The sequence below is a fragment of the Allosphingosinicella sp. genome, assembly GCF_036387615.1.
Lineage (GTDB): Bacteria > Pseudomonadota > Alphaproteobacteria > Sphingomonadales > Sphingomonadaceae > Allosphingosinicella.
This window is the reverse complement of the sequence record NZ_DASVTH010000053.1, coordinates 15,348-36,715: the sequence shown is the minus strand read 5'-3', so window position 1 is coordinate 36,715 and position 21,368 is coordinate 15,348. Positions and strand designations below refer to the sequence as shown.

General features: G+C 66.8%; 24 protein-coding genes. 9 read left to right on the top strand and 15 right to left on the bottom strand.

The annotated features are described in order from the left end of the window. The 3 genes from VF631_RS11250 to VF631_RS11240 all read right to left on the bottom strand — a co-directional run. A partial coding sequence (locus VF631_RS11250) for a DUF445 family protein (RefSeq protein WP_431850401.1) occupies positions 1 to 479 on the bottom strand: 479 nt, incomplete at its 3' end. Between the two features lie 132 nt (positions 480 to 611). Continuing rightward, positions 612 to 3,701: an efflux RND transporter permease subunit gene (locus VF631_RS11245; protein ID WP_431850400.1), complete on the bottom strand. Its 3,090-nt coding sequence runs from the start codon at positions 3,699 to 3,701 to the stop codon at positions 612 to 614. 13 nt (positions 3,702 to 3,714) lie between these two features. Then, positions 3,715 to 4,929, bottom strand: coding sequence for an efflux RND transporter periplasmic adaptor subunit (locus tag VF631_RS11240; protein WP_431850402.1), 1,215 nt, complete (start codon positions 4,927 to 4,929; stop codon positions 3,715 to 3,717). 227 nt (positions 4,930 to 5,156) lie between these two features. Between VF631_RS11240 and VF631_RS11235 the strand changes: the two genes are divergently transcribed. Then, positions 5,157 to 5,417 carry a GlsB/YeaQ/YmgE family stress response membrane protein gene (locus VF631_RS11235; RefSeq protein WP_431850399.1) on the top strand — a complete coding sequence of 87 codons (261 nt, stop codon included), beginning with the start codon at positions 5,157 to 5,159 and terminating at the stop codon, positions 5,415 to 5,417. A gap of 78 nt (positions 5,418 to 5,495) precedes the next feature. Next, the gene (locus VF631_RS11230) at positions 5,496 to 6,215 is read left to right on the top strand and encodes an SIMPL domain-containing protein (RefSeq protein ID WP_431850398.1); all 720 of its coding nucleotides are present in this window, start codon (positions 5,496 to 5,498) and stop codon (positions 6,213 to 6,215) included. A gap of 9 nt (positions 6,216 to 6,224) precedes the next feature. Here VF631_RS11230 and VF631_RS11225 read toward each other — a convergent pair whose 3' ends face one another. From VF631_RS11225 to VF631_RS11215, 3 genes are all read right to left on the bottom strand, one after another. After that, positions 6,225 to 6,494 carry a GlsB/YeaQ/YmgE family stress response membrane protein gene (locus VF631_RS11225; protein ID WP_431850397.1) on the bottom strand — a complete coding sequence of 90 codons (270 nt, stop codon included), beginning with the start codon at positions 6,492 to 6,494 and terminating at the stop codon, positions 6,225 to 6,227. Positions 6,495 to 6,658: 164 nt separating this feature from the next. Continuing rightward, positions 6,659 to 6,958, bottom strand: coding sequence for a DUF1153 domain-containing protein (locus VF631_RS11220; protein WP_431850396.1), 300 nt, complete (start codon positions 6,956 to 6,958; stop codon positions 6,659 to 6,661). 106 nt (positions 6,959 to 7,064) lie between these two features. After that, entirely contained in the window at positions 7,065 to 7,352 is a 288-nt protein-coding gene (locus tag VF631_RS11215) for a hypothetical protein (RefSeq protein ID WP_431850395.1), read from the bottom strand. Positions 7,353 to 7,442: 90 nt separating this feature from the next. Here VF631_RS11215 and mnmA point away from each other — a divergent pair, with 90 nt between their 5' ends. Continuing rightward, positions 7,443 to 8,549 carry a tRNA 2-thiouridine(34) synthase MnmA gene (gene mnmA, locus VF631_RS11210; protein ID WP_431850394.1) on the top strand — a complete coding sequence of 369 codons (1,107 nt, stop codon included), beginning with the start codon at positions 7,443 to 7,445 and terminating at the stop codon, positions 8,547 to 8,549. Next, positions 8,546 to 9,013, top strand: coding sequence for an NUDIX domain-containing protein (locus VF631_RS11205; RefSeq protein WP_431850393.1), 468 nt, complete (start codon positions 8,546 to 8,548; stop codon positions 9,011 to 9,013). Before mnmA ends, VF631_RS11205 begins: the two co-directional genes overlap by 4 nt. A gap of 39 nt (positions 9,014 to 9,052) precedes the next feature. Here the strand turns inward: VF631_RS11205 and VF631_RS11200 are convergent, their stop codons facing one another. Genes VF631_RS11200 through pdxH form a run of 4 tightly spaced genes read right to left on the bottom strand, consistent with a single transcriptional unit; the run spans position 9,053 to position 11,974 of the window. Next, positions 9,053 to 9,685 (bottom strand): cell wall hydrolase, encoded by a 633-nt coding sequence (locus tag VF631_RS11200; RefSeq protein WP_431850392.1) that lies wholly within the window; start codon positions 9,683 to 9,685, stop codon positions 9,053 to 9,055. Then, on the bottom strand, positions 9,682 to 10,467 hold the full coding sequence (locus VF631_RS11195) for a PhzF family phenazine biosynthesis protein (RefSeq protein ID WP_431850391.1): 786 nt from the start codon (positions 10,465 to 10,467) through the stop codon (positions 9,682 to 9,684). Before VF631_RS11195 ends, VF631_RS11200 begins: the two co-directional genes overlap by 4 nt. After that, entirely contained in the window at positions 10,464 to 11,399 is a 936-nt protein-coding gene (locus VF631_RS11190) for a cation diffusion facilitator family transporter (RefSeq protein WP_431850390.1), read from the bottom strand. Before VF631_RS11190 ends, VF631_RS11195 begins: the two co-directional genes overlap by 4 nt. Next, the gene (pdxH, locus tag VF631_RS11185) at positions 11,396 to 11,974 is read right to left on the bottom strand and encodes a pyridoxamine 5'-phosphate oxidase (protein WP_431850389.1); all 579 of its coding nucleotides are present in this window, start codon (positions 11,972 to 11,974) and stop codon (positions 11,396 to 11,398) included. Before pdxH ends, VF631_RS11190 begins: the two co-directional genes overlap by 4 nt. A gap of 119 nt (positions 11,975 to 12,093) precedes the next feature. On the opposite strand from pdxH, the gene VF631_RS11180 reads away from it, so the two are divergent. From VF631_RS11180 to fabI, 3 genes are read left to right on the top strand one after another with little or no spacing between them, the layout of a single operon-like run. After that, complete coding sequence (locus VF631_RS11180) at positions 12,094 to 13,053, top strand: DnaJ C-terminal domain-containing protein (protein ID WP_431850388.1); 960 nt, start codon at positions 12,094 to 12,096, stop codon at positions 13,051 to 13,053. Positions 13,054 to 13,059: 6 nt separating this feature from the next. Then, a complete protein-coding gene (locus VF631_RS11175; RefSeq protein WP_431850387.1) occupies positions 13,060 to 14,079 on the top strand; it encodes a YihY/virulence factor BrkB family protein in 1,020 nt (339 codons plus the stop codon). Then, positions 14,076 to 14,879 carry an enoyl-ACP reductase FabI gene (gene fabI / locus VF631_RS11170; RefSeq protein ID WP_431850386.1) on the top strand — a complete coding sequence of 268 codons (804 nt, stop codon included), beginning with the start codon at positions 14,076 to 14,078 and terminating at the stop codon, positions 14,877 to 14,879. Before VF631_RS11175 ends, fabI begins: the two co-directional genes overlap by 4 nt. A 1-nt stretch (position 14,880) precedes the next feature. Here fabI and VF631_RS11165 read toward each other — a convergent pair whose 3' ends face one another. The 3 genes from VF631_RS11165 to VF631_RS11155 are packed head-to-tail and all read right to left on the bottom strand — an operon-like array spanning position 14,881 to position 17,544. Next, positions 14,881 to 15,630 carry a class I SAM-dependent methyltransferase gene (locus VF631_RS11165; RefSeq protein ID WP_431850385.1) on the bottom strand — a complete coding sequence of 250 codons (750 nt, stop codon included), beginning with the start codon at positions 15,628 to 15,630 and terminating at the stop codon, positions 14,881 to 14,883. A gap of 37 nt (positions 15,631 to 15,667) precedes the next feature. After that, positions 15,668 to 16,231: a hypothetical protein gene (locus VF631_RS11160; RefSeq protein WP_431850384.1), complete on the bottom strand. Its 564-nt coding sequence runs from the start codon at positions 16,229 to 16,231 to the stop codon at positions 15,668 to 15,670. A gap of 23 nt (positions 16,232 to 16,254) precedes the next feature. Then, positions 16,255 to 17,544 (bottom strand): adenylosuccinate synthase, encoded by a 1,290-nt coding sequence (locus VF631_RS11155; RefSeq protein ID WP_431850383.1) that lies wholly within the window; start codon positions 17,542 to 17,544, stop codon positions 16,255 to 16,257. 109 nt (positions 17,545 to 17,653) lie between these two features. Here VF631_RS11155 and VF631_RS11150 point away from each other — a divergent pair, with 109 nt between their 5' ends. Further along, positions 17,654 to 18,454: a tryptophan 2,3-dioxygenase gene (locus VF631_RS11150; RefSeq protein ID WP_431850382.1), complete on the top strand. Its 801-nt coding sequence runs from the start codon at positions 17,654 to 17,656 to the stop codon at positions 18,452 to 18,454. Here the strand turns inward: VF631_RS11150 and VF631_RS11145 are convergent. Together VF631_RS11145 and VF631_RS11140 are read right to left on the bottom strand one after the other, a co-directional pair. Continuing rightward, complete coding sequence (locus VF631_RS11145) at positions 18,398 to 19,381, bottom strand: M48 family metalloprotease (protein WP_431850381.1); 984 nt, start codon at positions 19,379 to 19,381, stop codon at positions 18,398 to 18,400. The two genes, VF631_RS11150 and VF631_RS11145, sit on opposite strands and share 57 nt — an antisense overlap. 88 nt (positions 19,382 to 19,469) lie before the next feature. Then, a complete protein-coding gene (locus VF631_RS11140; RefSeq protein WP_431850380.1) occupies positions 19,470 to 19,745 on the bottom strand; it encodes a hypothetical protein in 276 nt (91 codons plus the stop codon). Positions 19,746 to 20,091: 346 nt separating this feature from the next. Between VF631_RS11140 and VF631_RS11135 the strand changes: the two genes are divergently transcribed. Further along, positions 20,092 to 21,366, top strand: a complete 1,275-nt coding sequence (locus tag VF631_RS11135) for a nucleotide sugar dehydrogenase (protein ID WP_431850379.1) — start codon at positions 20,092 to 20,094, stop codon at positions 21,364 to 21,366. The last annotated feature ends 2 nt before the right edge of the window (positions 21,367 to 21,368 follow it).

The following is a 21,368-nucleotide window of genomic DNA, read 5'->3' as shown; positions in this document are numbered from 1 at the left end:
GTCAGCGGCGCCAGCTTGACATCTTTCAGGCTCGAAGCCAGCGTGCCGCCGACGAAGCTGGCCGCGTCGCGGTCCTCGATCATGTTCAGCACCGCGGGAATCGTGCCGACGATGCGCTCGGCCACGGCGCGGTTGTTGTCGTCGCTGGCCAGCCAGCGCGCGCAGGTTCCGGTGAAGTCCACGTCCTTCAGTTCGTTGCGCACGACGTCGGGCGTGATGAAATTATGTTCGAGGAATTCGGCGATGTTGGCGCCGATCCGGTCCTTGTTGCGGGGGATGATGGCGGTATGCGGAATCGGCAGGCCGAGCGGGTGGCGGAACAGGGCGGTGACGGCGAACCAGTCGGCCAGGCCGCCCACCATTGCCGCTTCCGCGAAGGCGCGGACAAAGCCCCAGGCCGGGTGAACTTCCTCGAAGCGGCTGGCGAGGAGAAACAGCCCGGCCATCGCGACCAGCATTCCGGTCGCGATGATCCGCATCCCGCGAACGCCGCCCTGGACCGGATTCAGGGATTCGAATGAAAGCACCGCTTTCACGACGTTCCAGCGAGCGGGAGGTCGGGTGTTCCGATGAGGCTCATGCCGTCATCAAAACGCCCGGCCGGTTTTGGTTCACTCGGCAGGCTGCGGGACCATCCCCGGCGTCTTCTTGCCGGCCGCAAAGAATGGCCTGAACTTGCGTCCGATCCAGCTCTCGACATCCAGCGCGATGCTGAAGCTGCCTGGCACGATGAGGAGCGTCAGGATCGTCGAGAAGATGAGACCGCCGATCACGGTGACGCCCATGGGCCCGCGAAAGGATCCCTCACCGGTGAGGGAAAGGGCGACCGGCACCATGCCCGCCACCATCGCCACCGTCGTCATGACGATCGGCTGAGCGCGCTTGTGGCCGGCTTCCATGATCGCGTGGTTCTTCTCAACGCCGCGATCAATCTCCTCGATGGCGAAATCGACCAGCAGGATCGAGTTCTTGGCGACGATGCCAAGCAGCATGAGGAGGCCGATGAACACAGGCAGCGAGACCGGATCGCCGGATATGTAAAGGGCGATCGCCGCGCCCAGTGGAGCGAGCAGCAGCGAGCCCATGTTCACGAACGGAACCAGCACACGCCTGTAGAGCAGCACCAACACCGCGAACACCAGCAGGATGCCGGACACCACGGCGGCGATGAAGTTGTTGATCAGCTCGCCCTGCCATTTGGTGTCGCCGAGCTGGAGCCGGCTGACGCCCTGCGGCATGTTCTTGACCGTCGGCAATTGATCGATCGCTTTCCAGGCATCGCCGGAGACCAGGCCGGGAGCCAGGTCCGCGCCCACCGAGGTGCGGCGGACCTGGTTCGTGCGCTGCACGGTGGTCGGCCCTGCGGCAAACTCGATCTGTGCGACCGACTTGAGCGGCACGGAGCCGCCCCTTGTCGTCGGAACCGGCAGGTTCTCGAGCGTGCCGAGATCGCGCCGCGAGGATTCGGGCAGCATCACTCGAATCGGCACCTGGCGGTCGTTGAGCGAGAAACGGGCGCTGTTCTGGTCGATGTCGCCGATCGTCGCCAGCCGGATGGTCTGACCGAGCGACTGGGTGGTCACGCCCAGATCGGCCGCAAGATCGAGGCGCGGCTTGATGATGATCTCGGGGCGCACGAGGTCGCCCTGCACGCGCGGCGCGCGAACCTGGGACAGGCTTTCCATCTCCTTGGCGATCTTGTTCGCCGTCGCGAACAGCAGTTCGGGATCGTCGCTGCCGAGGTGGAGCGTGATGTCACGTCCGCCGCCGCCGCCGCCTTCGGGGCCGCCGCCGCTTTGGGACTGGAAGTTGACGCGCGCATCGGGGATCGCCGTCAGCTTCGGCGCCAGGCTACGCTCGATCTCGGTGCTGGACCGCTCGCGATCCTCGCTCCAGGTCAGGTTGAGGCTGGCGCTGCCGACGTTGACTCGCTCGACGATGTTGACGACTTCCGGCGCGGTTTCGATGATCTTGCGGGCCTGCGTGGACGCCTGCTCGGCCTGCGCGCGAGTCGTCCCGGGCGGCAGGAACACGCGGACGGTGCTGAAGTCCCGATCCTGCGGCGGCATGAACGTGAACGACAATTGCGAGAAGATCACGCCGGTCAGCACCAGGGTGGCAATGCCGGCCACAACCGTGGTCCAGCGATGCCGCAGCGTGAAGGCCAGACTGGTGAGATATGTCCGCATCAGCCAGTTCTCACCGTGCGGCTCGGGCCCGTGCGATTTGAGCATGTAGGCCGCCATCAGCGGCGTGATCAGGCGCGCGACGAACAAGCTCATCAGCACCGCGACCACGACCGTGAAGCCGAAATTCTTGAAGAACTGGCCGGAAATGCCCGGCATCAGGCCAACCGGCAGGAACACCGCGACAATCGCCATGGTGGTGGCGAGCACGGCAAGGCCGATCTCGTCGGCCGCGTCGATCGAGGCCTGATAAGCCGATTTCCCCATCCGCATGTGGCGAACGATATTCTCGATCTCCACGATCGCGTCGTCGACCAGCACGCCGGCCACGAGGCTGAGCGCGAGCAGGCTGAGGAAGTTCAGCGTGAACCCCATGAGATCGAGGAACCAGAAGGTCGGGATCGCCGAAAGCGGGATTGCGACCGCCGAAATAAGCGTCGCGCGCCAGTCGCGCAGGAACAGGAACACGACGATGACGGCGAGCAGCGCGCCCTCCCACAGCATGTGCATGGAGGATTCGTACTGCTCGATGGTGGAATCGACCTCGGTGTAGATGCGGTCGAACTTGACCTTCCCGCCCGATTCTTCCTCGATCTTCTTCAGCTCTTTCTCGACCCCCTGGTAGGTGTTGACGTCCGACGAACCCTTGGCGCGCGCGACGCCGAAGCTCAGGATCTGGCGACCGCCCATCTTGCTGATCGAGCGCTGCTCGCTGTTTCCGTCCGTCACGGTGGCGATGTTGCCGAGCCGGACCATGCGGTTGCCGGGCAGCGCGATCATTGTCTGGCCAAGCTGTGCGGCATTGTCGGCATTGCCGAGCACGCGAACGGCCTGTTCCGAGCCGGCGATCTCGGCCCTGCCGCCGGCCGCGTCCACATTCAGCTGACGGAGCGCCGCGTTGACCTGGGACGCCGTGATGCCCTGCTGCTGCAGTGCCGCCGGATTCAGGGTGACCCGGATCTCGCGATTGACGCCCCCGTAGCGGTCGACGCTGGACATGCCGGGAACGCCGAGCAGGCGCTTGGCGACATTGTTGTCGACATACCAGGAGAGCTGTTCCAGCGTCATGTCGCTGGTCTGGACGGCGAAGATCGCGAGCGTGTTGCCGCCCTCGGCGCGGATCACCTGCGGCTCGAGGATGCCATCGGGCAAGTCGCCCCGGATCTGGCTCAGCGCATCGCGGACGTCATTGGTGGCCCGGTCGGTCGGCGTGCCGATCGCGAACATGACCGAGCTGGTGGAATTGCCTTCGCGAACCGACGAATTCAGCTCCTCCACGCCATCGATGCTGCGGATCGCGGCTTCGACGCGCTGCGTCACCTGGGTTTCGAGCTCGGTCGGCGCTGCGCCCGGCTGCGAAACCGAAACGATCACCATCGGAAAGTCGATGTCGGGGCTGTCGTTCACGTCCATCCGCATGAACGACACGATCCCGGCCAGCAGAAGCGCCGCGAACAGGACGAGCGGCGGGACCGGATTACGGATCGCCCAGGAGGAGATGTTGCGGAAGTTCATGCGCTTGTTCCTATCAGCGGGCGGGAGCCCGCGCCGGGATGACTTTCTGCCCGGGATTAAGGAAGGCGCCCGCTGAGAGCACGATGCGCTCCTGGCCGGACAGCCCATTCTTGATCACGACACCTCCGCTGGTGACGCTTCCCACTTCGACATCACGTCGTACGACTTCGTTTTGCGGATTCACGACGTAAACGTAACTCCCGACCTGATCGCTCTGAACCGCGCTCTGGGGCAGCAGCGGCGCGTCGGTCGCGCCGACCTGGAGCGTCGCGCTGGCGAAACCGCCGGGACGAATATCCGCGGAATAAGGCACGGCAATGCGCGCCGTCCCCTGCCGGCTCTGCGGATCGATGACTGGGGCGACCTGCCACACCCGGCCCTGGTAACTGGTGGGGGAGCCCACCGGGGTCACACTGGCCGGCGCGCCCACCCGCGTGATCGCGAGATCGCTTTCGGCAAGCTGGGCTCGAAGCTCCATCTCGCCGCCGCGGGCGAGCCGGAACAGCGCGCCGGAGCCCGAGCTCACCACCTGGCCGGGCTCGACGTTGCGCTGAAGCACTAGGCCGGCCTGCGGCGCGCGGATGTCGAGTCGACCGATGCGCGCGCGGGTTTCGGAAAGCTGAGCCTGAGCGAGCCGGACGCGCGCATTCGCGGCGTCGCGGGTCGCGATCCTCCGTTCCACATCCGCCTTGGACACAAAGCCCCGCCCGACGAGCGATTGGGCGCGTTCGAGCTCCTGCTGCGCGAGCCGGGCATCGGCCCGAGCAACGTCGATCTGCGCCCCGAGCTGCTGCGCCTGCTGCGCCTGGACCGAGCGCTCGATCACCGCCAGGGTCTGGCCGGCGCCGACCCACTGGCCGGGCTGCACCAGCACCTGAGTGACCATGCCGCCCTCGCCGGCCACTCCGACAGGCATGTCGACACGTGCGGCGAGCGTGCCGGTCGCGGAAATGGTGCGGGCCACTTGCTGGCGCCCGGGCACCACGACGGTGACCCGCGGCATCGCTCCGCCGCCGCGGCGTGGACCGGCAGCGGCAGACTTGCCGGCTGGCGCCGCAGCCTTCTCCTCCCCGCGACCGAGCATGAAGAACGCCGCCAAGGCCAATGCGGCGACGGCGACAACGAGGCCGATGATGACGTTGCGACGCCGCCGGCGCGCCGTCAGGACGTCAGCAACCACTTCGCCTTGCAGCGCTTCCCGCCGCCAGCCTGCCGTTTCGAAGTTCATCGTCTTCATCTTCCCCATGCAACGTCACGCGGCGTAGCCCAAGTGCGCGCTGTATTATCTCAATAAGTCACCAGCCTCAAGCCAATAATCTTGTGCTGATAGCTGCCCGGCCCCGATTGCTCCTTACAGCAAGCGGGAGCCTTTTGCCATGACCGGCCGTTCCAAAATGGAGTGTCGGAGGCATCTGCTTGTCGGCGGCAGATGGGAAGGCGAGGAGACGAAAGCAAATGCTTGGGACTTACGGGTTTTTCGGCTGGATCGTCATCGGCGCGGTGGCCGGTGTTCTGGCCAAGTGGATCATGCCGGGCAAGGACCCCGGAGGCTGCCTGGTGACGGTTGCCCTGGGCGTCGCGGGCGCCTTGCTCGCCGGCTTCATCGGCAACTCGGTCGGCTGGTACACGCAAGGGCAAGCCGGCGGCTTCATCGCCGCTACGCTTGGGGCGATCCTGATCCTCTTCCTGTATCGCCTGCTGATGCGCCGGAGGTAATCCGGAGCCGAAACGTTCAGCATCCGTGCAGCCGCCATCGGCTGATGCTCCGGCCGCGTTGTTCGGAGGAGGACAGGAATGGTTTCAAATCTCGGCTTGGCCCTGCTGCTTGCATCCGGCGCGGTCGCGCAGGGCGCGGCGGCGCAGGGGGTTCCTGCTTATGCGCTGGAGGGAACGCGACTGGATGTGATCGCGACCGGCGAAGTAACCCGCGTGCCCGACATCGCCCGGATCAACGCCGGCGTGGTGACGCAGGCGCCGACCGCGACCGCCGCAATTGAGCAGAATGCGCGCCAGATGGCCGCGGTCCGCGCCGCGCTGAGGCGCGCCGGCATCGCCGACCGGGATATCCAGACCAGTACGGTCAACCTCAATCCCGATTACCGTTATGTCGAGAACCAGAGCCCGCAACTGGTCGGCTACCGCGCCGGCAATGAAGTCACCGTTCGGTTTCGCGACATCGCCAACACAGGGCGCATCCTCGATGCCCTTGTCGCGCAAGGCGCAAACCAGATCAACGGGCCGATGCTCGGGCTCGACGCGCCGGAAGCGGCGCTGGACGAGGCTCGCACGGCCGCGCTTCGCACCGCCCAGGCCCGCGCCGACCTTTATGCCCGTGCTCTCGGCAAAAGAGTGCGCCGTGTTCTTTCGGTGAGCGAGGCCGGGATCGGCTACCAGCCCGTTCCGCGGCCGATGGCGCTCGAGGCGCGCGGCGCGGCCGCCATGGCGCAGACCAAGATCGATCCGGGCGAGCAGACGGTCTCGATCAGCCTCACGGTCAGCTACGAGCTGGAATAGGAGCCTGTTTCAGCGCGCGCGGCGCCGGCGGAAGAAGCTGAGCGCCGCGAGCAGGGCGATCGCGCCGATCATCGTGACGGGCAGGGTCCGGATGTCGAGCTCGCTTTCGAGCAGATTGCCTCCCCCGAGGAGCGGTCCCAGAATCAGCCCGCCCGCCAGCGCGCCGAGCATGCCGACCACGATGCTGAGCAGCGCGCCCTGCTGCACGTCCGTGCGCATGAGGATGCTGGCCAGCCAGCCGATGATGCCGCCCACCACGAGCGCGAGGAAGAAACCCATGACGTCTCCTGTATCCCGGCGCCGTGGGGGCGTCCAGCTTGGCTGTGGAGACGCGTCTGCCTGACCCGGGTTCCTGGTTGCGGCCGGAGAGACAAAAGAAGAGCGGCGGAGCCCCGGGGCCCCGCCGCTCAGTGGCGTGCTGACTTGGCGGCCGTGCCGCCCGTTCAGAACTTCTGCTGGCGCTCGTACAGCGACTTGTAATGCTGGATGCGGGTGACGCGCAGGCCGGGCATCCCGGACCGGTCGACCGCGCGCTGCCAGCCGGCGAATTCCTCGAGCGTCAGATTGTAGCGCTCGCAGACCTCGTCCACGCTCAGCAGCCCGCCATTGACGGCCGCCACCACCTCCGCCTTGCGCCTCACCACCCAACGGGTCGTGGACGGCGGCGGCAGCGAATCCACGGTGAGCGGCTCCCCCAAGGGGCCGATCACCTGAGCCGGACGGATCTTCTGGTTCTCGATCATCGATACCTCAAAAACTGGTTCCCGTTACCCGGGCGCTTATCTTGTGCTGGTCCGGCATAGCGGCGGGCATTGAAGGAAGGCTGAAACCGGAAGGTAAACGGCTCGGTCATCTCGATTGACGGCGGCTTGCGGCGGCTGCCGCGCCGTCCGGGTTGAAGCAGCCGGCCTGGGCCGCCACCGCCTCGCGCCAGCCCGGCTCGCCGAGCAGGAGCGCGACAAGGCAATCATGGCGAGCGGGCGCCTGCGGGCTGACCCGGCTGCCGCGCAAGGCGCGCGCAGTGGCGCCGGCCGACTGCATCGCCTCGAGCGTCGCAACCATCACGCGATAATCCGGGCGCGCGGCCTCGCGGCTCGCCCAAGCACCCATTCCGCGCCGGAAGCTGTTCAAATCCATGGCTTACGCTGTAGGGCGTAAGGCTGAAGACGTGGTAAAGGCGGGCTTGAGGCTGGGCGGACCGGCGCTGAACGCCTATGTGGCCCTTGAATGAACGTGGACTTCCAGCTTGGCCGGCCGGCCCAGGGCGCGCGGATCGTGGTCGCCATGTCGGGGGGCGTCGACAGTTCGGTCGTGGCCGCGCTTGCGGCGCGCAGCGGCGCGGAAGTGATCGGCGTGACCTTGCAGCTCTACGATCACGGCGCCGCCGTCGCCCGCACCGGAAGCTGCTGCGCCGGCCAGGATATTTACGACGCGGCGCAGGTCGCGGACCGGCTCGGCATCGCCCACTATGTGTTCGATTATGAGAGCCGCTTCCGCGAAGGCGTGATCGATCGCTTTGCCGACCAATATATGCGGGGGCGGACGCCCATCCCGTGCATCTCGTGCAACCAGGGCGTGAAGTTCACCGACCTGCTCGGCCTTGCCCGCGAGCTTGGCGCCGACTGCCTCGCGACAGGCCACTATGTCCGGCGGGTGATGGGACCGAGCGGCCCCGAACTGCACCGCGCTGCCGATCCGGCGCGCGACCAGAGCTATTTCCTGTTCGCCACCACGCGCGAGCAGCTCGAATTCCTGCGCTTCCCGCTCGGCGACCTGCCCAAGCCGCTGGTGCGGGAGGTCGCGCGCGATCTGCGGCTCGCCGTTGCGGAGAAGCCGGACAGCCAGGATATCTGCTTCGTGCCGAACGGCGATTATGCGGCTGTGGTGAAGAAGGTTCGCCCCGAAGCGGCGCAGGAGGGGGAGATCGTCAATCTGGAAGGCCGCACGATCGGTCGCCATCGCGGGCTCATCCACTTCACTGTGGGGCAGCGCCGTGGCCTGGAGATTGGCGGCCAGCCCGAGCCGCTCTACGTCGTCCGGCTGGAGCCCGAAGCGCGGCGCGTGGTGGTCGGGCCGAAGAGCGCCCTGGCCGTTCGCGCCGCAAACCTGAGCAACGTGAATTGGCTCGGCGAGGAGCAGCGTGACGGATTGACCGCTAAAGTGCGATCGATGGCCCGCCCGACGCCGGTGCGTTTCACCGGCGAAAGCATCCAGTTCGAGCAGCCGGAACTCGGCGTCGCGCCCGGTCAGGCGGCGGTGCTGTACCAGGGCGATCGCGTGCTGGGCGGCGGCTGGATCGAGGAGACGGTGCCGGCCGAACCGGCCCTCGCGTGAAGAACGTCAGCGCCGGAATACTCCTCTACCGCCGCACCGCGGCCGAGCTTCAGGTGCTCCTGATCCACCCCGGCGGGCCCTATTGGCGCGGTCGCGACGCCGGCGCCTGGATGATCCCGAAAGGCGGCATCGAAGAGGGCGAAACCGCTGAAGAAGCCGCCCGGCGGGAATTCGAGGAGGAACTCGGCGTTCGGCTCACCGCCGAACTCATCCCGCTCTGCCGTATACGCCAGACCGGCGGAAAATGGGTGGAGGCGTTCGCGGCCGAGGGAGACTTCGACCCGGACCGGCTCGTCAGCATCGAATTCGAGATGGAATGGCCACCCAGAAGCGGCAAGCGCATCAGCGTGCCAGAGGTGGACGCTGCCCGATGGTTCGGATTGAAGGAGGCCCGGGAAAAGATGTTACCGAGCCAGCTACCGATCCTCGACGCAGCGGTTGCTTTGCTCGAGCAGGCGCAGTGAAAGTTGCGTCGAACTTACATCGAGATTCGACGATCTGGCCTAGCGTGACGCCCTGAAGAAGAGGTGTTCGCCGATCTGAGCAACAGGCACGACGCCTCGCGACCAGGAGGGCTGCACGCCGGCCGTGTGGTAGAAGAGCGCACCTCCTGTCGGGTCGGCGGAGCGGCCGGCGAGGATTTCGGCGGCGATGCGCTTGGCATCCAGCCACAGGCGATGGTCGCGGCTGCCCGGCGGCAGGGCGTCGATGTTCAGCATCGCCGTGCGGTTCGGGTCGCCCTGGTTCCAGGCGCTGAACTGCCACGCTTGGCTGACCGTGTCGGTGACGAACGCGCCGTGGCGCTTGGCCTGCCAGCGATTGTGGATGACGTGGCCGACCGCGCGCATCCCGGCCTCGCCCTCGCCCCGCCCCTCGCCCCACATGGTGAGCGCCATCCAGTGCGCGTCGACGACGTCGATCTCTTCGGGCGCGGGCTCGGCCACCCGTGAAATGGCGGCCGGCACGGCTGCCGGGACCGGCGCCGGGCCGACACCCGGCGCAAGCGGGCGCGTCCAGGCGCCCCAGTCGGGCTTCCCCGCAGCCTCCGGCGCGCTGGTCCGTTCCGATCCGCCGCGCGCTTGCGCGACGACAATCAGGGCAACGCCAAGCGCGAGCACGGCCAGCGCCCGCTTCAAAGCTGGAAGCTTCCCTCAATGACGGTGACGCAGCGGCCGCCGAGGATGGCGCGCTCGCCCGCCAGCCGGCACTCGACGCGGCCGCCGCGGCGGCTCGCCTGGAAGGCGGTGAAACGGTCGCGGCCCAGCCGCTCGGCCCAGAACGGCGCGAGCGCGGCGTGGGCGGAGCCTGTCACCGGGTCCTCGTCCACGCCCCAGGCCGGCACGAACACGCGGCTGATCACATCGTGCTCAGCCCCGCCGGGCGCCGTGACGATCGCCATCAGGTCGATGCCGCGAAGCGCGCGCATGTCGGGCGCGCAGGCGCGCACCGCGGCCTCGTCCTCGACCAGCACGATTGCGGTCGCCTCTGCCCCGCAGACGGACTGGAACACCTCCGCCTCGGCGAGGCAGAGCGCGCCGAGCAGTTCCGAGTGGGGCTGCGGCGCGACGCGAGTGACCGGCAGGTCGAGAGTCAGCGCGTCGCCGTCGCGGCCGACGACCAGCACGCCCGCCTTGCGGGTGCGGAAGCGAACCTGATCATGCTCGATCAGCACATGCCCGCTCGCCAGCGTGGCATGGCCGCACAGGGCCACTTCGGTGGTCGGCGTGAACCAGCGCAACTCGTAATCGGCATCGCCCGTGGCGGGCACCGTGAAGGCGGTTTCGCTGAGGTTATTCTCCTCGGCAATGGCCTGAAGGGTCTCGTCGGGCAACCACGCCTCAAGTGGCATCACGGCGGCGAAGTTGCCGGTGAAGGGCCGATCGGCAAAGGCGTCGACCTGGAAGAAGGGCAGTTTCATACGCGCTTTCCGAACCAGCTGGGGGTGACGTCCGTCTCGACCAGCGGATTATCCGGATGGTCGACATGGCCCTCGGGATCGAGGTGGATGAGCACTTCCACGCCCGGGAATTCCTCGGCGATCCGCGCTTCCACTTCATCCATCACATGGTGGGCGTCTTCAACCGTCATGTCCGGCGCGACATACATGTGGAATTGGGCAAAGTCGCGCGATCCGCTGCGCCGCGTACGGAAATCATGAATGCCCTTGAGCTGCGGGTGGCGAGCGGCGGCATTCAGGAAGCGGCGGCGCTTCTCCTCCGGCCATTCCTTGTCCATCAGCTGGTCGATCGCCTGGCTCGACGCCTTGAACGCGCCCCAGGCAAGCCACAACGCGATCGCGATGCCGAAGATCGGATCCGCGCCCGTGAAGCCCGCGACCTGATCGAGCAGCAAAGCCGCCGCGACCGCGAGGTTGAGGAGCAAGTCGCTCTGATAGTGGATGTTGTCGGCCCGGATCGCGACGGAGCCGGTCTGTGCGATGATCCTGCGCTGGTAGGCCAGCAAAGCGAAGGTGACCCCGATCGCGATCAGGGAAACTCCGACACCGAACTCGACATCGGTCGCGCGCTGCTCCTCCGTCAGCCGGATCACCGCCCGCCAGCCGATCGCCGCGGCGGACGCGGTGATGAGGGCAACCTGGAACAAGGCGGCAAGCGCTTCGGCCTTGCCGTGGCCGTAGCGATGATCGTGGTCGGCCGGCATGGCCGCAAGGCGAACGCCGTAAAGCGTGACGAGTGAGGCCAGCAGGTCCAGCCCCGTGTCGGCTAGCGAGCCGAGCATCGCCACCGACCCGGTCTCCCACGCCGCCGCGCTCTTCAACAGGAGCAGAAACAAGGCTGCGGCGACGCTCGCCAGCGCCGCGTTCACCGTCAGGCGCGCCTTATCAGTCACGGAAAGAGCAGGCTCTCGGTCCAGCCAGCGCCTGCGCGGACGAACAGCCTTCGCTCGTGCATGCGATATTCGCGGTCGCGCCAGAATTCGATTACGTCCGGGACGAGCCGCACGCCCGACCAGCGCGGCGGGCGCGGCACCGGGCCGCCTTCGAAGCGGGCGGTCGCCTCGGCGTAGCGCCGCTCGAACGCTTCGCGCGACTCGAGCGGACGGGACTGATCGGAAGCCCAGGCGCTGAGCTGCGAGCCGCGGCTTCGGGTTGCGAAATAAGCGTCGGCTTCGTCCGCGCTTACCGGTTCGGTGCGGCCCTCGATCCGCACCTGGCGCCGCAGCGTCTTCCAGTGAAACAGCAGCGCCGCCGCCGGATTGGCCTCGATCTCGCCGCCCTTCCGGCTGTCAAGGTTGGTGTGGAAGGTGAAGCCGCGCGCGTCGTGCGTCTTCATCAGCACCATCCGCACCGACGGTCGCCCGTCCGGCGTCGCGGTCGCCAGCGCCACCGCGTTCGGGTCATTGGGCTCGCTCGCCTCCGCCTCGGCGAACCAGGCGTCGAACAGAAAGTGCGGATCATCGGCCATCCGGCCCTATTTAGTGTCGGCCGCCCGGCCGGTCCATCTTGTCTCCTTTCCGGGCAAGACCTAGCTGTTGCCCTGCTGCAACAGTGGACTTTTGGGCATGGTTGAAGAACGAGCGGCGGATGGCTGACCTGTATTCGGAATTGGGAGTCGCGCGCGGCGCGGACGAGGCCGAGATCAAGAAGGCCTATCGCAAGCTCGCCAAGGAGCTGCACCCGGATCGCAACAAGGACAATCCCAAGGCGACCGAGCGGTTCTCCAAGGTCACTCGTGCGTACGACCTGCTGACCGACAAGGACAAGCGCGCCCAATATGACCGGGGCGAGCTCGACGAGGAGGGCAACCCCAAGGCGCCGTTCGGATTTGGGCGGGGCGGTGGCGGATTCGGCGGCTTCGAGACCACGAACGCAGGTCCCGGTCGGTACGAAACCGGGGGCGAGGCGGCGGACCTGTCCGACTTGTTCGAAGGCCTGTTCGGCGGCCAGAAGCGGGGCGGCGGCACGGGCGGCACCGGGGGGTTCGGCGGCTTCGGCAACGGCCGGCGTGCGCCGCCCGCTAAGGGCGCGGATGCCGGATACCGCTATGCGGTGAAGTTCGAGGACGCGGCAACGCTGAAGGAGCAGCGCGTCACGCTCGGCAACGGCAAGACCGTCGAGATCAAGCTGCCCAAGGGCGTTGACGAGGGAAGCAAGATCCGGCTGGCGGGCCAAGGCAACCCGGGACCGGGCGGCCCCGGTGACGCCATCGTCACCATCCACATCCAGCCGCACCGCTTCTTCACGCGCGACGGAGACGATGTTCGGCTCGACCTCCCCGTCTCACTCGATGAGGCGGTGCTTGGCGCCAAAGTGAAGGTTCCCACCGTGGAAGGGCCGGTGGTGGTCAACATCCCGAAGGGATCCAGCTCTGGCAAGGTCCTGCGCCTCAAGGGCAGAGGCTTCACCGGCAAATCCGGGGAGCGCGGCGACCAGCTCGTCACCCTCATGATCCTGATCCCGGCGGACGACGTTGAGCTCGCCGAGTTCGTCGGCAAGTGGCCGGGCAAGAGCAAAGGAAACCCGAGGGCCGCCTTGGGCGTCTAACGCGTCGTGCAGAACGTTTCCCCCCAATCCCCCGAAGCCAGGCGCAAGCATTTAGCCAAGACCCGGGCGCGGCTCGGCAGATCCCTCGAAAGGGTGAAGCCGGGCGCCCGCTCCGTCGAGGTGATGAAGCGGGTCGCGGTGGGCGTTTACTCGGACGGCTTCATCCACGCCGGTAATCTGGCCTATCTCGCCTTACTGACGGTGTTTCCGTTCGTCATAGTCGCGGCGGCGGTGGCCCGGCTGTTCGGCCAGACCGAAGGTGGCGCAAACACCGTGCTTGCGCTGCTCCAGACGATGCCGCCGAACGTGGCGGACGTGCTGCGCCAGCCGATCGCCGACGTGCTCAACGCCCGCTCCGGCAACCTGCTCTGGCTGGGCGCCCTGGTTGGCCTTTGGACCACCGGAAGCTTCGTGGAAACCATCCGGGACATCATTCGACGCGCCTATGGCGTGCCCTACAGCCGGCCATTCTGGGAATATCGGCTGAGCTCGATGGGGATGATCTTCGCGTCGGTGTTCCTGATCCTGATTGCGTTCGCGGCATCCGTTTTCCTGTCCAGCGCCGAACAGTTCGTCGCCGCCAACCTGCCGCGAGGCGAGGAACTCGCCAGGGCGTTCACGCTGCTGCGGTTCGCGCCGGCGCTGATCCTGTTCGGCTCGCTCTACCTGCTCTTCCGCTATCTCACGCCCAAGCGGTACCGGGGCAAAGGCCACCGCAAATGGCCGGGGCCGGCCGTCGTGACTTTGTGGTGGCTGGCGACGACCGCCTTGCTCCCGGTCGTGCTGTCCACGCTCGGCGGCTACGACCTGACCTACGGCAGCCTGGCCGGCGTCATCATCGCCTTGTTCTTCTTCTTCATCGTCGGGCTCGGTGTCTCGATTGGCGCTCAGCTCAACGCGGCGCTGGCGGAACCGCCTGAGCCGACTGTAAAGGACGTTGAGGAAGCGGTCGCCGAAGAGGCTGCGGAAGCGGCTGCCGAAGCCGCCAAGGCGGAAGCGATCGCGAACCAAGAGGAAGACGAATGAGCGGGTTGATGGCGGGCAAGCGCGGGCTGATCATGGGCCTCGCCAACGACAAGTCGCTCGCCTGGGGCATCGCGCAGGCTCTCGCCGGAGCCGGGGCGGAACTGGCCTTCAGCTACCAGGGCGAGGCGCTGAAGAAGCGCGTCGGCCCGCTCGCGGCGCAGCTCGGGTCCGAATTCCTGATCGAATGCGACGTATCCGACATGGGAGCGCTCGACGCCGCGTTCGAAACGCTCAGGGCCCGCTGGGAGACGATCGATTTCGTCGTCCACGCCATCGGTTTTTCCGACAAGAACGAGCTTCGCGGCAAGTTCGTCGACACCAGCCTCGATAATTTTCTGCTCACGCTGAATATCTCGGCCTACAGCTTCGTCGCGGTGACCCGCCGCGCGCGCGCGATGATGCCGGACGGGGGCGCTGTGTTGACGCTATCCTATTACGGCGCCGAGAAGGTGATCCCGCACTACAATGTCATGGGTGTCGCCAAGGCGGCGCTCGAGACCAGCGTCAAGTATCTGGCGATGGACCTCGGGCCGGAGAATATCCGCGTCAACGCTATCTCCGCCGGCCCGATCAAGACGCTCGCGGCGAGCGGCATCGGCGACTTCCGCTACATCCTCAAATGGAACGAATATAATGCGCCGCTCCGCCGGAACGTGACGATCGACGAAGTCGGCGGCGCGGCGCTCTACCTGCTGTCGGACCTGGCGAGCGGCGTCACCGGCGAAATCCACCATGTGGACGCGGGCTATAATGTCGTTGGCATGAAAGCCGAGGACGCCCCGGACATCGCGACGACCTGATCTACGTCGCGCGCCGGCCCACCAGCGTGCCCTTCGTCCCGCTCTTCACGAGCTTCCAGTCGAAATCCGGCCACTCGCGCCGCCAGCGTCTCGCCACGATCCGCTCGCCAGGCCGCGCGCCGTCATCGAGCATCACCGTGCCGCCCGGGGCGATGCGATCGAACAAGGTGGAGGCGGCGCCGCGGGTGAAGGGGTGGATCGTCCAGGGCGGGCCGTCGATCAGCAGGAGGTCGATCCGATCCGGCAGCGGGCCATGATCATACCACAGACCCGCCCATCCGCCGGGAGCGGGACGGAGCGGCACCGCCCGCAATTCCGCCTGAAGCCCGTGTTCGGCGAGCCAACGGCGCGTGGCCTCGACGAATTCCGGATGCTGCTCGAAACTGAGCAAGTTTCCGCCGCCGACCATCTCCAGCGCGCGGGCGATGATCAGCGTCGACGCCCCGGTTCCGAATTCGACGATGCAACGCGGCTTGTTCGCCAGGATGTGGTCGGCAACCAACCTGAGCAGGCCCGTATCCGCCTTCCAGCTGCCGAGATTGGGCAGCGCCTCGTAGGGCAAGCCGAGCCGATCGAGCAGCGCCCGCTTGTCGCGCCGGCTGCCCCCGCGAAGGCTTCGCAACAGCCAAGGCCATTGCACCGCTCCAATCGCGAGCAGCGCCGCCCAGTCGCCGAGCGACCGGCCGGGCGCGTCCACAACTGCGCCGTCGGCGGAGCGCGGCAGCAGGCTGGTGGTCTCGCGCGAAGTCATCGCGCGGGCCGTGGAGACTTTGCAGCCGGGTGGCAAGTCAGGCGCGGAGGCGAACCCGTCGAAACGCCAGCCAGCCGGCGGCCAGGTAGATAGCCAAGGCCGGCCAGCCGCCATCGACGCCGATCAGGTAGGATATCCCGATCAGCGTCACCGCCAGGAGCGCCAGGACCCTCAGCAGCGGCGGCGTGATCTCACGTTGCAGGAGCCATCCTCCCAGCGCCGTGCAAGCGAGCGCGTTGGCGGCCAACCACAGGTACGAAGCGTCGCTTCCGATCGAGCCGGCGAAGGGCAGCTTCACCGTCGCGAAGCCGATCATCGCGTTGGGGAATACATCCGCGGCGAGGTGCAAACCCAGGCCTAGCGCCAGACCGCCTGCAACAGGCCTCGCCCAGCGGCGCGCCAGCGCAAGCAACGCAGGGCCGATGCTGTGGGTGACGGCGCTGCGGTGATCGAGCGGAAGCGATTGATCGATGTCGGGCAAGGTCAGGCCAGCGATCACACAGAGCAGCAGGGCAGGCAGCGCCATCGCCTTGGCGAGGTCAGGCCAGCGCACGGCCGCGCGCAGGGCCGCAAGGGCGGTCAGAACAAGCAGCAGCACCATCCGCCCGGCTTAGCCGATCGCGGTCAGTCGGCGAACGGATCCCGCACCGTTATGGTGTCTTCCCGCTCCGGACTGGTGGAGACCAAAGCCACCGGGCAGCGGATAAGCTCCTCCACGCGGCGGATGTACTTTATGGCCTGGGCCGGCAGCTGCGCCCAGCTGCGGGCGCCCGCGGTGGATTCCTGCCAACCGGTCATCACTTCGTATATGGGCTCCACCCGGGCCTGGTCGCCGGCATGGGCGGGCAAGTGATCCATCCGCTGCTCGCCAAGCCAGTAGCCGGTGCAGATGCGGATTTCGTCCAGCCCGTCCAGCACGTCGAGCTTGGTCAGCGCGATGCCGGTCACCCCCGCGACGGCGCAGCTCTGGCGGACCAGCACCGCGTCGAACCAGCCGCATCGGCGCTTACGCCCGGTCACAGTGCCGAATTCGCGGCCGCGTTCGCCCAGTCGCTGGCCGATCCCGTCGTGAAGCTCGGTCGGGAACGGCCCGGATCCGACCCGGGTCGTGTAGGCCTTGACGATGCCGAGCACGAATCCGGCCGCGCCTGGACCCAGTCCGGTGCCGGCGGCCGCGGTGCCCGCGATCGTGTTGGATGAGGTGACGAACGGGTAGGTGCCATGATCGACGTCGAGCAGCACGCCCTGCGCTCCCTCAAACAGGATGCGCCGCCCCCTCGCCCGCGCCTCGTTCAGCGTCAGCCAGACCGGCCGCGCGAACGGCAGCACGAAGTCCGCAATGCCGCGCAGCTCAGTCTTGAGCCCCTCGCGATCCACCGGCGGCTCGCCAAAGCCGGCGCGAAGCGCGTCGTGATGGGCGCACAGCCGATCGAGCTGCGGATCGAGGCTGTCGATATGGGCAAGGTCGCAGACCCGGATCGCGCGGCGGCCGACCTTGTCCTCGTAAGCCGGCCCGATGCCGCGGCGCGTCGTCCCGATCTTGCCCTTGCCGGAAGCATCCTCGCGCAGCCCGTCGAGATCGCGGTGGATCGGCAGGATGAGCGGGCAATTGTCGGCGATCTGAAGGCTGTCCGGCGTGATCGTCAGGCCCTGGCCGGTCAGCTTCTCGATTTCGTCGCGCAGCGCCCAGGGATCGAGCACCACGCCATTGCCGATGACGCTGAGCGTGCCCCTGACGATCCCGGACGGAAGCAGCGAAAGCTTGTAGGTCTGATCGCCGACGACGAGCGTGTGCCCGGCATTGTGCCCGCCCTGGAAGCGGACCACACCTTGTGCATGATCGGTCAACCAGTCGACGATCTTGCCCTTGCCTTCATCGCCCCACTGACCGCCGATGACGGTGACGTTCGCCAATGCCTGTTTCCTGGAAAGTTGCGCGCCGCGTCTAGGCGGCCAGGGCGGACAGGTCCAGCCAAGGCCGCCGCAGCTAGGAGCATGGCCTCACGGCTGGTAGAAGCCGCTGATGACCGACACCCCCGCATCGATGAGCTACGGCGATTACTTGGGCCTCGAGCAGCTGTTAAGCGCGCAGCACCCGCTCTCGTCCCATCATGACGAGATGCTGTTCATCATCATCCACCAGACCAAGGAATTGTGGCTCAAGCAGATGGTGCGTGAGCTGAACCAGGCGCAGTCGCTGATCCGCGCGGACGCGCTGATCCCGGTTCACAAGAGCCTGTCGCGAGTATCACGGATCCAGGCGGTGATGACGCTCAGCTGGGACGTGCTCGCGACCATGACGCCGAGCGACTATTCGCGTTTCCGGGAAGTGCTCGGCTCGAGTTCGGGCTTCCAGTCCGGCCAGTTCCGGCTGGTTGAATATCTGCTCGGCCTCAAGGACTCGGCGCATCTGAGGCACCAGCCGGACGGCTCCGAGCATCATGGCGCGCTCAGGCGGGCGCTGGACCAGCCAAGCCTTTGGGACGAGGCGAACCTGGCGCTGGCGAGGGCGGGCTTTGAGTTGCCCGATGCGGCGCTGAGTCGGGACTGGAGCCAGGCATACCACCCGAACCAGGCGGTCGAGGCGGCCTGGGCCGAGGTCTACCGGGATCCGGAACGCTGGTGGGCCTTCTACCAGCTTGCGGAGAAGCTGGTCGATCTCGACGACGCGTTCGCCGCATGGCGTCACAAGCATGTGATGACGGTCGAGCGGATCATCGGAATGAAGCGGGGCACCGGCGGCACGGTGGGCGTGGCCTACCTGCAATCAACGCTGACGAAGCGGGCCTTCCCGGAACTCTGGTCGCTTCGAACCCGCCTGTAGTTCGGCGATCGTCTGCCGAGCCAGCCGCTCGCGGGCGCGGAGGCTCGGGTGAGTACGAAAAAGGCTCGGCCCGTCATATTTGGCCAGCAGCCGCCGCCAGAGGGGGATTGCCGCTCCCGCATCGTAACCCGCGTTCCAGGCCAGCCTGAGCGCGAGCCTGTCGGCTTCCTCCTCGGTGCGGTATACCCGTTCAGCATTCACGCCGAATTCCCGCAACAAGCCGCGCGGGACGCCCTGCTCATCCAGGCGTTCCGCGTGGCGAAGGACAAGGTGGGCCAGCTCGTGGCCGATGATGATGGCCAATTCGTCGTCGTCGGCGACGTCGCCAAGGAGCGCCGTCGTGAGCACAATCTGGCCGCGGACGGTAGCCGCCCTCGCCTCGGGCGAGCGCGCAAGCCTGACATTTGCCGGGCAGCCCAGCCGCGGCGCGAGCCGAACCTTGAACTCGCGGCCCGCGCGCAGGACGTGCAGGTCGGCTGGGCCGAGCCGGAGCTGCTCAAGCAACCGCGCCTCGATCGCCTCGCGCGCGCCTCGCGGCCTTTCCTTGTTAAGCCTCGCCGATTCGGCCGGGCTGAGTTGGAGGGGCAATCCGTTGATAGCGAGCAACACGTCGCCGGCGCTTAGCCCGACCTCCGCGGCCGGGCTGTCTCCTACAACGCTCAGGACCCCAGGTCCTCGGTCCAGCCCCAAATCTTCGACCAAGCCCGCTTGGTCCTTGGGTTCGTAGTCGGCGAGATGGTGGAGCTGCGCGCCGGAGAGCGGCGCCGGCTCCGGGCAGAGCGCCGCCGCTCTGGTCGCGACCCGAAAGCCGATGGACGCAACCCTGTAGTCGTCAGCACGCAGATAAGAGCCGGTGCCGGCCGGAGCCGCCGCGACAAGCCAAAAGGCAATGGCCGCGAGAACCGGGGCTGCAAGAACTGGCCTCATGCTACCGTCGCAAAAACAAGTTCAGCCGGAAGAGCGTTACGCTCCTCCGGCTGAACTCCTGAACTCGTCTTGCTACAGCCGGCTGCGGTTAGCCCGGGCTGACGCCCGCACCGTCATTGTCCCTGAAGATAATGATGAGAGCGAGAATGACCAGACCGCCAGCAAACAACGGGATGAGGAACCCGCGGCGACGACGACGCTCCTGAAGCAGCTCGCTGTCACCCTCAAAAGATTCGGCGGCCGGAACCACCTCGGTCGCGGACGCGCGCGCAGCCACAGCAGCGGTCGTCTGAGCCATCGCCACTTCCGGCGCGATGACTAGGGCGAGGGCCGTGGCCCCAGCCAGGAACTTCTTGAAAACCACGTCAGCTTCTCCCTTCGTACTCAACTACCCTGAGCTTGGCTCCTGATATCCAGAAGCTCCCAAACTGTCCACCCAGAAAACCGCCTGCTCCCGGATGACCCGGCCGCTCTAAGCCGCTGAATATTGACGAACTCTCAAGGTGGCAACGTATCAAGATGTGGAAATGTCCTCTGCGCCTGTCGATTCAGCGGCTATGTTGCCAAAAGGCATCGCCGCTAAGAACCCGGCGGCCCGACGATGCACACCGCGGGCAGCTCCGCCTGCTCTGACCCGTAACTTGACATCCACGAGGCGCGCTGCCCTTAGCCCGCGTGTCCAGCCTGGGCGTTTCCCTTTAGGATCTCACGTGAGCAGCAGTGAACGCATTGTCGTAATCGGACTCGGCTACGTCGGCCTTCCGCTTGCCGTCGCCCTCGCCCGCAGCTTCAGCGTCACCGGGCTCGATATCGACCTGCGCCGGGTGGATGAACTGAGGTCCGGAATCGACAGGACGCACGAGGTCGATCGGGCGGGCTTGGCAGCTTCGTCGCTGCGCATCACGAGCGATCCGGCGGATTGCCACGGCGCGGACGTGTATATCGTCACGGTGCCGACCCCGGTCGACCTCGACAACCAACCCGATCTTCGTCCGGTGCTCGGCGCGACGGAGGCCGTAGCGGCCATGCTGGACGGGATGCGCAAGCCGATCATCGTGTTCGAAAGCACGGTCTATCCGGGCGTGACCGAGGAGATTTGCGGGCCGCTACTCGAGCGGGTGTCGGGGCTCACTCGCGGGGTGGACTTTTACCTCGGCTATTCGCCCGAGCGGATCAATCCGGGGGACCGTGAGCATACCGTCGATCGCATCACCAAAGTCGTTGCCGGTGAAAATGCCGCCGTCACGGAGCGCATGGCGGCGATTTACGGCGCGGTCACGAGCGGTGGCACCTTCAGCGCGCGGTCGATCAAGGCGGCGGAAGCCGCCAAGGTGATCGAGAACGCTCAACGCGACATCAACATCGCGTTCATGAACGAGATCACCCAGATCTTCTCAAGGATGAACATCTCGATCTGGGATGTGCTTGATGCCGCCGGCACGAAGTGGAATTTTCTGAAGTTCCAGCCGGGCCTGGTCGGCGGCCACTGCATCGGCGTGGACCCATATTACCTCAGCTACCGCGCGCAGCAGCTGGGGCAGGAGCCGCTGGTGATCCTGGCTGGCCGCTCGATCAACGACGGCATGGGCGCGTGGGTGGCCGACCAGTTGCACGCGCGGCGCGAGGGGAGAGCGGGCCGGGCGCTGGTAATGGGCCTCACCTTCAAGGAAAACGTGCCGGACCTGCGCAACAGCCGCGTCGTCGACGTGATCGAACGACTGAAGCTGCTTGGCCATGACGTCAGTGTCCACGATCCGCTCGCCGATCCCGATGAAGCGATGCATGAATATGGGGTCGAGCTTGCGACCGGAGAGCTGGCCGGGTGCTATGACCTGGTGGTCGTGGCCGTTCCCCACGCGGCCTATGCCGAATGGGACGATGCCCGAATCGCGGCACTCATCGCGCCGGGCGGCCTGCTGGCCGACCTCAAGAACCTTTATGCCAGTCGGCCATTGCCGGAGGGCGCCGATCGCTGGACGCTCTGAAC

Excerpts from the sequence above, each read along its gene's own strand:
- VF631_RS11150 (WP_431850382.1), top strand. The coding sequence starts at position 17,654 with ATGACCGACACCCCCGCATCGATGAGCTACGGCGATTACTTGGGCCTC.
- pdxH (WP_431850389.1), bottom strand. The coding sequence starts at position 11,974 with ATGGCCGATGATCCGCACTTTCTGTTCGACGCCTGGTTCGCCGAGGCG.
- VF631_RS11145 (WP_431850381.1), bottom strand. The coding sequence starts at position 19,381 with ATGAGGCCAGTTCTTGCAGCCCCGGTTCTCGCGGCCATTGCCTTTTGG.
- VF631_RS11215 (WP_431850395.1), bottom strand. The coding sequence starts at position 7,352 with ATGGATTTGAACAGCTTCCGGCGCGGAATGGGTGCTTGGGCGAGCCGC.
- VF631_RS11195 (WP_431850391.1), bottom strand. The coding sequence starts at position 10,467 with ATGAAACTGCCCTTCTTCCAGGTCGACGCCTTTGCCGATCGGCCCTTC.
- VF631_RS11235 (WP_431850399.1), top strand. The coding sequence starts at position 5,157 with ATGCTTGGGACTTACGGGTTTTTCGGCTGGATCGTCATCGGCGCGGTG.
- VF631_RS11160 (WP_431850384.1), bottom strand. The coding sequence starts at position 16,231 with ATGGTGCTGCTGCTTGTTCTGACCGCCCTTGCGGCCCTGCGCGCGGCC.
- VF631_RS11245 (WP_431850400.1), bottom strand. The coding sequence starts at position 3,701 with ATGAACTTCCGCAACATCTCCTCCTGGGCGATCCGTAATCCGGTCCCG.
- mnmA (WP_431850394.1), top strand. The coding sequence starts at position 7,443 with ATGAACGTGGACTTCCAGCTTGGCCGGCCGGCCCAGGGCGCGCGGATC.
- VF631_RS11225 (WP_431850397.1), bottom strand. The coding sequence starts at position 6,494 with ATGGGTTTCTTCCTCGCGCTCGTGGTGGGCGGCATCATCGGCTGGCTG.
- VF631_RS11240 (WP_431850402.1), bottom strand. The coding sequence starts at position 4,929 with ATGAACTTCGAAACGGCAGGCTGGCGGCGGGAAGCGCTGCAAGGCGAA.
- fabI (WP_431850386.1), top strand. The coding sequence starts at position 14,076 with ATGAGCGGGTTGATGGCGGGCAAGCGCGGGCTGATCATGGGCCTCGCC.
- VF631_RS11220 (WP_431850396.1), bottom strand. The coding sequence starts at position 6,958 with ATGATCGAGAACCAGAAGATCCGTCCGGCTCAGGTGATCGGCCCCTTG.
- VF631_RS11230 (WP_431850398.1), top strand. The coding sequence starts at position 5,496 with ATGGTTTCAAATCTCGGCTTGGCCCTGCTGCTTGCATCCGGCGCGGTC.
- VF631_RS11180 (WP_431850388.1), top strand. The coding sequence starts at position 12,094 with ATGGCTGACCTGTATTCGGAATTGGGAGTCGCGCGCGGCGCGGACGAG.
- VF631_RS11165 (WP_431850385.1), bottom strand. The coding sequence starts at position 15,630 with ATGACTTCGCGCGAGACCACCAGCCTGCTGCCGCGCTCCGCCGACGGC.